Source organism: Streptomyces sp. NBC_01334, from assembly GCF_035983595.1.
GTDB lineage: Bacteria > Actinomycetota > Actinomycetes > Streptomycetales > Streptomycetaceae > Streptomyces > Streptomyces coriariae.
This window is the reverse complement of sequence record NZ_CP130719.1, coordinates 465,936-477,815: the sequence shown is the minus strand read 5'-3', so window position 1 is coordinate 477,815 and position 11,880 is coordinate 465,936. Positions and strand designations below refer to the sequence as shown.

The window sequence follows — 11,880 nt, the reverse complement described above, 5'->3', positions numbered from 1 at the left end:
ACACCGACCGCGAGGAGCTCTGCATGGACCATCAGGACGTCGACGCCGCCATGGCAGAGATGCTGCGGGTGCTTGGCCCCCATACCGCCGCGGATTGGACGGTGCCGGCGGGGCCGCTCGAATGGACCTGCTGGCAAACAGCAGCCCACATCGGCCACGACCTGCTGGCCTACGCAGGGCAGCTGGCAGCACAGCCCGCCGACGCCTACCTTCCCATCGACCTGAACGTTCGCCCCACTGCCTCGCCGGCCGAAGTACTCCAGGCCGTCACCGCCTGCGGCGGACTGCTCAGCAGCGCCCTGGCCACAGCCAACCCGGCCCTGAGGGCCTGGCACTGGGGCCCGTGCGACCCCGAAGGGTTCGCGGCGATGGGCGTCGCCGAAACCCTGCTGCACACCTACGACATCACGCAGGGACTGACCGTGGACTGGCTGCCACCAGCACCGCTGAGCGCAGCAGTACTCAACCGGCTCTTCCCCGCCGCCCCACACGGAGACCCCACTCAGGTACTCCTCTGGTGCACCGGCCGCAGAGAACTCGACGGCCTCCCGGGCCAAACCTCATGGAGGTGGGAAGCAGCACGATCGGACTGATCGAGCTGACCCCGGCGAACGTTCCCGGTCACAGCACTAGCCGGTCAGACGGCAGCTCTGCCAGCTGCGTCCGTCGCGGACCAGCGCCCCGCGGTCCTCCAGGTTGGCCAGGTGATAGGCCACCGACGCGGGGCTGCGCAGCCCGAGCTCCCGCACCGACAGCGCCTCACCCCGGTCCCGGATGGAGTGGCGGATCGCGCGCAGGATCTCCTCCTCGCGCGCCGTCAGGTGCTGCGGCCGCCGGTTCACTGCTGCCGCTCCACTGCACGGCCCCGGCGGCGCAGCTCTTCCCGGCCGGCCGATCCCTGGGTCCAGTACGGGTGCCACCACAGGCGTACGGAGAGCCGGAGCAGACGGCGGCGCAGCGCCGCCGTGACGTTGCGGGGCCGGGGCGCGGCGAGCGCGCGGTAGGTCGCGTTCCAGGCGTGCTGTGTCTGCAGCAGGTCGTCGGGGAAGTCGGTGCCGTCCATACCGGTATTAGATCGCTTGTTCGATTTCCGTGCCAAGCGACACCCCCGGCACCGCCCGCCGCAGCCGGACGACAGGTTGCGGGGCTAGGACCGCCCCGGTGCAGGATGCGCACCGCCTCCAGGAACCGGCAGGCACTCGACTCCCTAGTGCCGCGTCAGGCAACGTTCGCCCTGTTCTGACGGCTGAGTTGTCGCCTGGTAACGTCGCTCTCTTCGGCTGGGTCAGCCTGCTGGAGCCTTGACGGGATGCATGGTGATTTCTGCAGGAGGCAATGCCCTTTCCGCTGCGACGGTGAGGGTCGCGAAGACCTTCGCCGGCATGACGGCCCAAGCGGACGAGACCGGCTGCGGCCGGTGCTTCAATGAGGGCGAGGTCGAGCTGCTGCGGACTCCCGGCGTCCCGCTCCCGACGGACCTTGTCCGCCGGGTCGCACAGAAAGATCCTTTCCATTGGGACGACCAGCCCGCGATCATCCGTCGGGTTCTGCCGCAGCTCGTCGTGGTGCTCACCGAGGGCGAGGCCGAGTCCGATCTCATGGCCCGCGGACTGGCCGCGGCAGGCTGGTCACGGTGGCCCCGCGAGCAGGCTGGGGCAGTGGCCGGATTCCTGGACGCGTGGTGGACGCAGACCCTGCGGACGAAGTCGCCGCCCATTCCGGCGTGTGCAGTGTTCGAGAGCTGCGTGACCGCGAGTTCCTCGGTCACCCCGTGGCTTGCCCGCTGGGAGGCGGAGACGGGCCCTGTAGCCCGCCGTCATCTGGCTGACAGCCTCGGCTGGTGGCGGGAGGAGTTGACGTCCAACGACTCGCCTTTCACCTGGTGGTGGGGCACCGAGACGGCGGAGCGGGCTGCCTGGCATGAAGTGAAGCAGTGGCTGGCCGGTCAGGCCAGGGCAATGTGATGCGGGAAGGTTCAGGCCTGGCCGGCAGCCGTGAACGCCGACGCGGTCGGATTCAGGCGACGTTGGCTCTGGTCACGACCTTGCGGAGGCGCTGGTCGTCGGCGTGGCGGTTTCGCCAGATGATGTAGCGGCGGATCATGCTGCCCTGTTCCCTGTGGTCGGCATGGTCGGTGCCGTCGAGGGTGAAGTAGCGCAGGGCCGTGAACTGGGCCTCGATCCGGTTGAGCCAGGAGCTGTTGGTCGGGGTGTAGGCGATCTCGACGTTGTTCGCCGCCGCCCAGGTGCCGACCCGCTGGAACCTCTTCGTAGTCAGATGCGGGGAAAAGTTGTCGCAGACGATCGCGATGCGGACGCTGTCCGGGTGGAGGCTGCGCAGGTAGCGGCAGAACTCCAGGAACTGCGTCCGCTTCTTGACCGGTTTGATGTGGCCGTAGAGCTTGTCCCTGGCCAGGTCCAGGGCAGCGAACAGGTGCCGCACCCCGCCGTAGCGGTTGTAGGTCGCCCGCCGCCTGCGGCGTGGTTCACGGTCGGGGTCTTTGTGCTTGCCGCCGCGCTCGGCCCATTGCCGGCCCGGGTGGGGCATCAGGTTCAGCGGTCCGAACTCATCGAGACAGAAGATGACTTCAGGCTCGCCGTCCTCGGGTATGACCTCGCGGTCGGCGATCGCGTAGAGGTGTTCGACGCGGGCCTTCTTGGCCGCGTAATCCGGATCGCGGGAGGACTTCCAGGTCTTCAGGCGTTGAAACGAGACGCCTTCCTCGCGGAGCAGGATGCGCAGGCCCTCGTGGCTGATGTCGTCGACCACCCCCTCGGCGACCAGGAAGTCCGCCAGCTTGGTCAGGCTCCAGGTGGAGAACGGCAGGTCGTGCTCGGTCGGCTTCGACTTCGCGATCTTCTTGATCTCGCGCCGCTCTGGCAGCGTGAACGTCTTGGGCCGGCCGCCCTTGTACTTCGGATACAGCGACTCGAAGCCGTCGGCGTTGAAGTTGTGGATCACATCCCGGACCCGGTCATCGCTGGTGAACGACACCTCGGCGATCTTCGCCACCGGCATGCCCTGCGCGGACAGCAGCACCATCTGGGCCCGCCGCCAGGTCACCACCGATCCGGTGCCCCTGCGGATGATCCGCAGCAGCCGTCTGCCCTCGTCGTCGTCGATCTCGCGTACACGTACTCGCTCCGCCATCCAGCCAGGATGACGGCCACGCACCGCCCGGCACAGCACCCGGACGGCGCGTCACGTCACAACAGGGCAAACGTTGCCTGATGCCGCACTAGCCAAAGCCTGCGCGCCTCCCGGGCCCCTGACAGCCTACAACTGCCGCGCCAGTTCATGGTGATGTGGGAGAACAGCCGGTGCTCGATCTTGTTCCACTTTGAGGTGCCGGGCGGCAGGTGGCACACCGTGATCTCAAGGCCGGTCTCGGCAGCGAGCTCGGCGAGCTGTGTCTTCCAGCCGCGGGTGCGGTAGCCGTTGGAGCCTCCGCCGTCGGCGGTGATCAGCAGTCGGCGGGCGCGGGGGTAGTCGTGGCGACCGCGGGCCTGCCACCAGCGCCGGATCGAGGCGACGGCGAACGCCGCGGTGTCGTGATCGGTGCCGATGCTGACCCAGCCGATGTTCGCAGCCGTGTCATAGATTCCGTACGGAATCGCCTTCTCGGCCTGGCCGGGGAAGTCGTGCGTCTTGACCCTCACGGGCTGCCCTGCGGGCCGCCATTGGTGCCCGGCGTTCTTGTAGTCGCCGATCAGCTCCTTCTTCTTGCTGTCCACGCTAATCACCGGGTCGCCGGCGTGCCCGTGGTCTCGTGACTGCTCATTGAGGTAGCGGAACTGTGCGTCCCTGTCGGGGTGCTGAGCACCCTCGATGGTCTTGGCGTTGGCCTGCAGACTGAAGCCTTCCTCCCGCAGCAGGCCGGCGACAGTGTCTGCGGAGACGCGGTGGCCCTGCCTGGTCAGCTCCGCTGCCAGCTTCCGAGTCGACTTCGTCGTCCACCGCAGCGGCGACATCGGATCGCCCCGCTCGTCGGGCTCGACCAACGCCAGCAGCGCCGGCCGCAGCCCCGGATCAAGGTCCACAGCCTTCTTCCGGCCCCCACCAGGACGACGGACCCGCCCCAACAGAGCCTGACCAGAGTCCAGTTCAGACGCTCCGCGCGAGACCGTGCCCTCTTGAACCCCCGCCGCAGCAGCGACGAGCCTGATCCCACCATGCCCCAGCGACAGCGCTTCCGCCCCTATGGCCAGTCGACGCTGACGCTCGTCCAGGTGCGGCAACAACACCTGGAACTTCGCAGCCAGGACGGCCTCGATCCCCTCCGGTCTCCCCATACCAGAGCAACGAGTCCCGCAGCTGGAAGCCACGACTTGTTTCCCGGCAAGCCCAAAGGCGAAGCACGGTGCGAAGCCAGATCGCGAGATTCCTATTGGATGGATACACGCCCATTCGCTACCTCCCACCTACGAGAAGGGCCACCCTCGTCATCATCCACGAAGAACGCTCCCTCCAGCTCAGGAATCAACTCCGCGATTCTCTCCAGCTGATCGAGCACAAGATCCACGCCCCCGCTCTTCATGGACGCCCCGAAGAACGCGTGGGCGATCCAATTAATCTCTCTCTTCTGGTAAAGCCACCCATCCATGTACAAGGCGACAGTCTCTTCAGTCAGGTGGAACTGCGCCCCTGCGCTCCTGTACTGCACGACCACGTCCCGGATCACGTCCAGGTCACCATAATCACAGTCGAGGAACCCTCGCACATTGAAGTACTTCGACACTGTCGATCAGTCTCCCAGTCCAGTCCGGACAATACCGCCCTTACCCTCGATGTAGCTTCGGACAACGGGATGGACGCCATACTTGAACCAGAATTCGGCCCTCATTCCCATTTCTTCTGCACTTGAGAGAGTAGCCTTGATCTGATTCCTCGTCGACTTGCTCAGGAAGTTCTTTGGCCGATTGACTGCCGTCCATGTCCGCTTCACTTGAATTAGCGCATCGCTTGTAACGGCGTCCACCTCACGCCCGTTGATCATCTGCGATGTACCACCCGTACGTTCCCTCACCATGTCTTCATAGTGCGCATCGGCGGCCGCCCTCGTCTTACCTTGGCCCACCAAATCGCGGACTTGGGCGGAGGCTTTCATCCCTTCGCAGTTATGGACAAGGATCGGCGTGGCGCCTGCGAGCACATAGTACGTGTGCAGGTCGGCGACTGTCAGGTTGTACATGTCCTGGTCGCCGGGGCGAACAGTGACGGAGACTGCACGGGCGTGCTGGTTCGTGGCGGTGTTGAGTGCGTGGCCGGCTGCGAGTTCCCCGGTTGGTATCCAGCTGTGGAGGGTGTCGTCCCAGATGAGGTGCTTGGCTGTCGTGTGGAGGACGCTTATCGTGCCATCCGCTTGGCGGATGCGGAGGTCGACGAGGTCGTAGTCGTGATTGATCCAAACCGCAGAAACAGCTCGTGTGCCTTTGCGTTTGCCCGTCTTCGGATCAGACGTTGCGACCTTGTCGCCGAGCTTGACCTTGGCAATTGGTTTCGACCTGCCGTTGGCCAGCAGGACGGGCGTGTCGGGTGTGAAGCTCTTGCACGGGGGCCTAACCGCAGCGGCTTCATCAGCCTCGGCCGCGCTTCCCCGCCCCTGAGTGAGGATTGCCACGAGCGCAAATGCGCCGATCCGTCCGGTGGCGTGCTCGCCGTCGCCATTTTTATACTCGGTGTAGATACTGGCGCCGGTTTCGTACGTACCGCTGATGGTAGAGATGAGTGGCGTGATAGGTACGGTCATATCGATGCAGGTGGCGAGGTCGCCTCCGAGGAGGCAGTCACCGCCCGATTCGAGGCTGGCGAAACCTTGGTTGACTACGCCTACGCCTATGGCTTTGAACTGGTCAACAAATCCTGAGACGTAGCCGCCGATCCCGCTTTTATGACTGACGTGGCTCCAGTGGCCGTGGCCTCCGCCTCCGCTGTTGGCAGTGCCGCTTTTGCTGGCAACGGTATTGGTGGGAGTGCTGCCTGTACCGAATTCATCCCGCATGGCCGCTTGGGTGCTGACCTTGTTGCCGGGCGTGGAGTTGAGGCAGGAAGGGCAGTTGCGGGTTGGGCAGTCGGGGCCCGCGCACAGTCCGGAGGGGTCGCTGTGGGTGATGGGGTTACCGGCGGCGTAGGAGTAGCCGGCGAGCTGTTGGTCGTCGGTGGCCTCGAAGAGGGGGTCGAGGCTGGCGAAGCGGCCGAGGGTGGGGTCGTATTGGCGGGCGCCGAGTTGGGTGAGACCGGTGTTGGTGTTGTCGGGGGCGTTGAGGAAGCCACGGTTGTCGAGCCAGTTGACGGTCGTGCCTCGAGTGCCGCCATAGGGGGTGAACTGGCGCCAGGTGGGGGTCTGGGCGGTGTTGTCGAGGTACAGGCTGCTGGTGCCGTGGGGGTCGCTGATTTCGAACTTGTAGTTGGTGCCGGTTCCTGTGCGAACTGCGGTGCCGCCGCCGGGCAGGGGGAGGTAGCGGACGCCGGTGGTGGTGGTTCCGGTAAGGGTGAGCTGTTCGCCGGGCAGGTAGAGGGTGGTGCTGGCGGGATCGGTCTGGAGCAGGACGTTGCCGTCGGCGTCGTAGATGTAGCCGGTGGTTCCGGTTTTGCCGCCGCTGACCTGGGTGAGCTGTCCGGCGTCGTTCCAGGTCAGTGTCTGGTTGCCGGAGGCGATGGTGTTACGCGTGGTGGTGTTGCCGGCCTTGTCGTAGGTGTAGCTGGTGGTGGCGGTGCTTGCGCCACTGGCCTGAGTGGAGGTCAGTGCGTGGGGCTGGGGGGTGCTGTTGCCGTTGTAGTCGTAGGCGTAGCTGGTGGTGGTATCGCTGCCGCCGCTGGTGGAGTGTTCGATCTGGTGCTGGCGCTGTCCGAGGACGTCGAAGTCCCAGCTGGTCCAGTACGCGGTGCCGCCGGCCAGCGGGTCGCTAACCTGGGCGTGAGCGCTTGTGGTGGGGACGGCGTCGCAGCTGCCGGTAGCGGTCCAGGCTTGGGTGAGTCGGTCGAGTTCGTCGTACTGGTAGCACTGGGTCTCGGGAGCCGTAGTGGCTCCCAGGCGGGTGGTGACCTGCCTGGTGATGTTGCCCGCCGCGTCGTACTTGTAGTTCTGGTCGTCGACCTTCGACGGAACCGCGGTGGCGGAGCGCGTCACCAACTGGTCGGTGAGTGCTCCCGTGTGCGGGTCGTAGGTGTTGGTGAGGAAGGCTTGATTCGGCTCGCTGTCGCCCAGGATCTCCTGCGCCACCTGGCCGTAAGCGGTGTAGACGGTGCTCTGGGCGTAGCCGTAAGAGGTGGTGCCCATTGCATTGGGCAGGTCCAGGGCGGTGGCGTAGCCGTGGCTGACGATCTCGTTGGGGAGGCCGCCACCGAGAGGGTAGTTGTCGGTGAGTAGCAGGCCGGTGTTAGCGCTGTAGGTGTGGCGGAACGTATAGGTCTTGCCGCCGAGTGCTCCGTGGACGGCCGGGATGGCAATGGACTGGCCGAGTGATTCACCAAAGGCGTTGAAGGCCAACTGCTGGGTGGTGTAAGTGTTTCCGGCGTTGTAGGAGGTGGTGGTGGTCTTCTGGCCGATCGGATTGGTGACGCCTGATACGGCGTTGTCGTTGTCGTAGGTCCAGGCCGCCATCTGGTTGCCACTGGCGCCGGGGGCTTGAGCAGCGACTGTGGAGGCGTACTGGCCCGTCTGGCGATTCAACACGTCGTAGGTGTTGGAAATGCTCTTGCCGCGGGCGTCGGTGGTCTGGGTGAGATTGCCGACCGCGTCGTAGATCATGCTGGTGGTGCCGGCGTCCGGGTCGGTCTTGGATGTGGCGCGGCCGAGCAGGTCGTACGCGGTGGTCCAGGTGCTGCCCTTGGCGGTGACGGTGTTCTGCTTGCCGTGACCGTCGTAGCCGTAGCTGATCGCGTTGTAGGTGCCGCCGCCAATGGAGAACAGGCCGGTGAAGGTGTTGATCGGGGTGCTCAGCGTCGGGCGGGTGCTGTAGGAGTCGATCTCAGATGTGCGGCCGAGGGGGTCGGTGCGTGTGGTCTGGACCGTGCCGCCGGCCGGCGGGATGACGGTGGTGGCGTCCCCGCTGAAAACGGTGGTGGTCTTTTGCTTGAGCACCGAGTACTGCATGGAGTCATCGACGACCACGCGACCCAAACCGTCGAGGGTGTAGCGGTCCTGGTTGGGGATCGTGGAGTCCTGCGCTGAGGCCGGCGACAGGCTGGGAAGACTATTGGGGTCCCAGTAGACGTTGTTCTTCTTCCACACCCAGCCGTGCGAGTCGTAGAAGGACTCGGTGATCGTACGACCGCCCTGCGGGGTCGGCGTCTGGCTCTGCCGTGCCCGGCCGAGTGAGTCGATGAGGGAGTAGGAAGTGACGTAGCCCAGGGAGTCGTTCCGGGTGTCGGTGGTGGTGCCGGACTGGCCGGTCTGGGAGACCGTGTAGGTGTACTTGGTGTCAGCGCCGGCAGTGGTGGGGTGGCCGTGCTGCCACACGTCGGTGGTGCGTCCGAGTGCGTCGTAGTGGACGGTGTCGGTGATCCCGTTGGCGTCGGTGGTGGCCAGAGTGAGACCGCGGCTGGGGTCGGTGGTGGTGCTGGTGGTCTGGTTCTTGGCGTTGGTGACCGTTGAACCGGTGGTCAGTCCGACGCTGTTAACGGTGTAGGCCGTGGTGGTCTTGTTGCCGGCTGCGTCGTAGGCGTCTTTGGGGCGGCCGTAGGTGTCGTAGGTGGCGCGGGTCTGGGTCTGCCAGGTGAACGCGCCGCCGCTGTAGGCGGAGACGTGCCGCGCCATGGTGATCTCGCCCTTGGTGGGCGCGGCCGTCTGAGGAAAGGTGGTGGCGAAGCTGGTGTCGTCGTAGTACGTCCTTGTAGCGGAGACCACCTGGTCAGGCCGGGAGACGCTGGTGGGTGCGGTGAGGGTGTTGAGGGTTTTCGGCACGGTGGCCGGAGTGTTCTGGCTGAATCCTGCGCAGGCGACCGAATCGGTCTCCTTGGAGGCTGCCAGGCCGACCAGGTTGGTGGTCGTGTTGGCCTTTGCATAGGTGATTGCGGTGCACTGGTCGTACGCGGCGACGGCGGGCACCGTGTGGGTGTAGCTGTAGGTCAGCAGACCGAAGTTGTCGTCCGTGACGGTGGCGTTGTAGGTGTTGTCGGTCTCGGTGACGCGCCAGGTTGTAGTGCTCCCGCTGGTGAGCGCCTGGCGGCTCCAGGTCTCTGCGGTGTTGGTGGTGTGGGCGGTGAGGGCCGGCAGGCCGGTGCGGGCTCGGGTGGCTGTGGCGGCGGAGATCCAGTAGGAGGTGACGGTGGAGTTGTCCACGGTGCCGCCGACGCCGGTGTAGGCGGTGGTCTCCAGGACGTTGCCCGCCAGCTGGTCGCTATCGGTGTGCACGCCGCCTTGTGAGTCGGTCACCGTCACCGAGCGGCGGCTGGAGGAGGACAGCCAGTCGTCGTCCATGCCGCGGTAGTAGGAGGTGACCGTCTTGGTCTGCGCGTCGTTGACGCCGTCGCCTGTGCGGGTCTCCACGCTCGCGTAGCCGCGGAACTGACCCCAGGTGCGGTACTTGGCGTTGACTACCTCGTTGTCGTCGTGGTGCCAGGCGGCCCCACCGGCATAGAGATAGTTCGTCTGCTTGACCAGCGCGTCGTCGGGGACGTCAGTGTCGTCGGGACTGTCGGTACTGTCGGTCTCCAGCACTTGGGTGACCGCGTACTTCTCGAACCAGTCGGTGATCGGGTTGAGGTAGTCCTTGGGTGTCCAGGAGACGGGGTAGCAGGACTTGGTGTTGGTCTTGGGGTCCGCGCTGGCCACGTAGGTGGCGGTGCAGGCGTCCGGCAGGTCGTAGCTGACGGAGGTCAGCCCGCCCATCTCGCTCGTGATGCCGGAGATGCGGTAGCGGTACAGGCCGGGAAAGTTGGAGGTGTCGACCCGGTTCTTCAAGTCAACGCCGGCAAACTTGACGTCCGGAAGGGTGATCGGAGAGGTGGAGCCGCCGGCAGTGGTGTCGTCGCCTTCGTGGGTGATCGACGCCAGCCACAGCGTGGGCGAGGTGCCATCGCCGGTGGCGGGCTCGCTCTGGTGCAGAGTGTAGGTGTCGACCGCCTGGTAGTTGGCTGCCGTCACGCTGTACTGCTGGACCTTGACCGAGGCCAGTCGGACGGTGGAGAAGAACGTCGGCGCGTGCGCGGAACAGGTCGCCCCTGAGGCGCAGACCAGGTCGTAGGGGACGTCCGGGTACTGGCTGGCGGCGGTGCTCGCCGAGAGCGGGTCGCACGTGGCCAGAGTGCAGCGCGCGGCGGTGGTGAGGACGACCTGGTCGGGGACAGTGCCGTAGGCGCCGCCGTCACGGAAGCCATAGTCGATGCGGGCCAGGTGGGAATCGCGGACGTAGGAGACGTTGCGGGCGCCGTTCTCCTCACCGTAGTAGTTGGTGTCCTGGGCGTAGTAGTAGGCCATGGCGGTGGCGTGGGCGTCCACGACATAGTCGAGGTGCCACTTGTAGGCCATGGTGCACACCGAGGCGCTGAACCCCGATGAGCTGTAGCAGGGGTCGCCTGAGTGCGCGGAGTACACCGGGACGCTGTCCACCGACTTGGTCGTGGCTTTGCCGGTGGTCCAGCCGGGTAGTTGGTTGCGGCCGAACTGGTACTGGGTGCCGTCACGTTCGGTGACGATCCAGTAGTCGGTGTTGTAGGTGCCCGAACCGTTGTTCGCGTTGGTGACGTGCTTGACGGTCCCGCCGTTGTCGTCGGCCGGCTTCCAGGTACCGTCGCTGTCGTTCTTCACCAGCGAGGTGGAGGAGCCGTTCAGCGACAGAGTCAGAATCGGCCCATCATAGCAGTGGTCCGCGCTGGATACCGGCGAGGCGGTGCCTTCCGGGATGTCCGAGCAGGACGTGAAGCTCTGCTCGATATAGGAATCGGGTGTCTCCCAGCCGTCTCCCACCCAGGAAGCCTGGGCCTGGGTGGAGGAGGTCTGCCCGTCCACTGAGCCGGAGTCATAGGCCAGACCAATCGAGGGCTCCAGTGAACCCGACGAGGTGGCTGACGCAATGGGGTAGTTGTAGGTGAACGAGCCTGTCGAGCTTCCGCCCGACCAAGAGCCGGACGGCGCTAGGGCCGTCGCCTCGTAGCTGCCGACCGCACCGCCTTCTGACGAGGTGGTGGCGGTTGCTGCCAGGACCACCGCCTCGGTGCCACCCGTGACATCCGCTGCCGTCACGGTGGTGTACGAGGCCGGATCGGCAGCGGTGTGGCCTGACAGTGCAGTCCGGGACGGGCGCGCCTGCGGCTGAGAGCCCTGAAGGGGCACGGTGGTCGCCAGCTCGTGGGCTGTGAGGTCCTGGTCGGTGGCGAGGGGGGTCTGGGTGCGGCAAGTGGCTCGCTGCGGGGTGGTCAGGGCGCAGGCGGGCAGTTTGACCAGGTGCAGGCGGTCGGCGTAATTGCCTCCGTAAGCCTGCTCGAAGGCGCTGTAGTCCAGGCCCAGTTGCACGTTCCCATTGCCGCCGGTGGTGGCCTGGGCGGTGAGGACGACGCCGCTCACGCCGAGCTCGGTGGCGTCCTGATGCGGCAGCACACGTACCGAAACGCCTTCGGGTCCCTGGTAGGAGCCCTTGGTCGGGACCACCGCCCGGGCCCAGACCGGCGTGCCGGCAGCCGTTGCCTTGGCTCCTTGCTTCGCACCGGTTTGCGGGGCGTCCAGGGAGGCTGTGCCGGTCGCGGCGGCCGGCCAAGTGATCTTCGCCGGACGGAAGGATCGCTTGGTCTGGTCCTTGACCTTCAGTGTGCGCGGGGTGAGTGTCGTGACGCCCTTCACCACCGGAGCCTGTTGCACCGCAGGGGCCCCAGCACGGTCCTGGGTGTCAGCGGCTGCGGGTATCGCGGTCGGCGCGGCAAGTGCCAGCGCCACCATGACAC

General features: G+C 66.0%; 7 protein-coding genes and 1 pseudogene. 2 read left to right on the top strand and 6 right to left on the bottom strand.

Annotation, left to right across the window (positions count from 1 at the left end; all coding sequences use genetic code 11):
* Positions 1-23 precede the first annotated feature (23 nt).
* A complete protein-coding gene (locus tag OG736_RS46745) occupies positions 24-593 on the top strand; it encodes a maleylpyruvate isomerase N-terminal domain-containing protein (protein WP_327188255.1) in 570 nt (189 codons plus the stop codon).
* A 36-nt stretch (positions 594-629) separates the two neighbouring features.
* Here OG736_RS46745 and OG736_RS46740 read toward each other — a convergent pair whose 3' ends face one another.
* Both OG736_RS46740 and OG736_RS46735 read right to left on the bottom strand, forming a co-directional pair.
* Positions 630-842, bottom strand: coding sequence for a LexA family protein (locus OG736_RS46740; RefSeq protein WP_327188254.1), 213 nt, complete (start codon positions 840-842; stop codon positions 630-632).
* Entirely contained in the window at positions 839-1,063 is a 225-nt protein-coding gene (locus OG736_RS46735; RefSeq protein ID WP_327188253.1) for a DUF8825 domain-containing protein, read from the bottom strand. Before OG736_RS46735 ends, OG736_RS46740 begins: the two co-directional genes overlap by 4 nt.
* Before the next feature lie 250 nt (positions 1,064-1,313).
* On the opposite strand from OG736_RS46735, the gene OG736_RS46730 reads away from it, so the two are divergent.
* Positions 1,314-1,964: a hypothetical protein gene (locus OG736_RS46730; RefSeq protein WP_327188252.1), complete on the top strand. Its 651-nt coding sequence runs from the start codon at positions 1,314-1,316 to the stop codon at positions 1,962-1,964.
* Positions 1,965-2,016: 52 nt separating this feature from the next.
* On the opposite strand, the gene OG736_RS46725 is transcribed toward OG736_RS46730, so the two are convergent.
* From OG736_RS46725 to OG736_RS46710, 4 genes and pseudogenes are all read right to left on the bottom strand, one after another.
* Positions 2,017-3,150 carry an IS630 family transposase gene (locus OG736_RS46725; RefSeq protein ID WP_327188251.1) on the bottom strand — a complete coding sequence of 378 codons (1,134 nt, stop codon included), beginning with the start codon at positions 3,148-3,150 and terminating at the stop codon, positions 2,017-2,019.
* Between the two features lie 134 nt (positions 3,151-3,284).
* A pseudogene (locus OG736_RS46720) lies at positions 3,285-4,292 on the bottom strand (ISAzo13 family transposase); the annotation flags it as partial.
* A 92-nt stretch (positions 4,293-4,384) separates the two neighbouring features.
* The gene (locus OG736_RS46715; protein ID WP_327188250.1) at positions 4,385-4,738 is read right to left on the bottom strand and encodes a hypothetical protein; all 354 of its coding nucleotides are present in this window, start codon (positions 4,736-4,738) and stop codon (positions 4,385-4,387) included.
* A gap of 6 nt (positions 4,739-4,744) precedes the next feature.
* Complete coding sequence (locus OG736_RS46710) at positions 4,745-11,875, bottom strand: restriction endonuclease fold toxin (RefSeq protein WP_327188249.1); 7,131 nt, start codon at positions 11,873-11,875, stop codon at positions 4,745-4,747.
* Between the last annotated feature and the right edge of the window lie 5 nt (positions 11,876-11,880).

Bases quoted from the DNA above. Each gene is read 5' to 3' on its own strand.
- OG736_RS46745 (WP_327188255.1), top strand. From the start codon at position 24: ATGGACCATCAGGACGTCGACGCCGCCATGGCAGAGATGCTGCGGGTG.
- OG736_RS46735 (WP_327188253.1), bottom strand. From the start codon at position 1,063: ATGGACGGCACCGACTTCCCCGACGACCTGCTGCAGACACAGCACGCC.
- OG736_RS46730 (WP_327188252.1), top strand. From the start codon at position 1,314: ATGGTGATTTCTGCAGGAGGCAATGCCCTTTCCGCTGCGACGGTGAGG.
- OG736_RS46725 (WP_327188251.1), bottom strand. From the start codon at position 3,150: ATGGCGGAGCGAGTACGTGTACGCGAGATCGACGACGACGAGGGCAGA.
- OG736_RS46710 (WP_327188249.1), bottom strand. From the start codon at position 11,875: ATGGTGGCGCTGGCACTTGCCGCGCCGACCGCGATACCCGCAGCCGCT.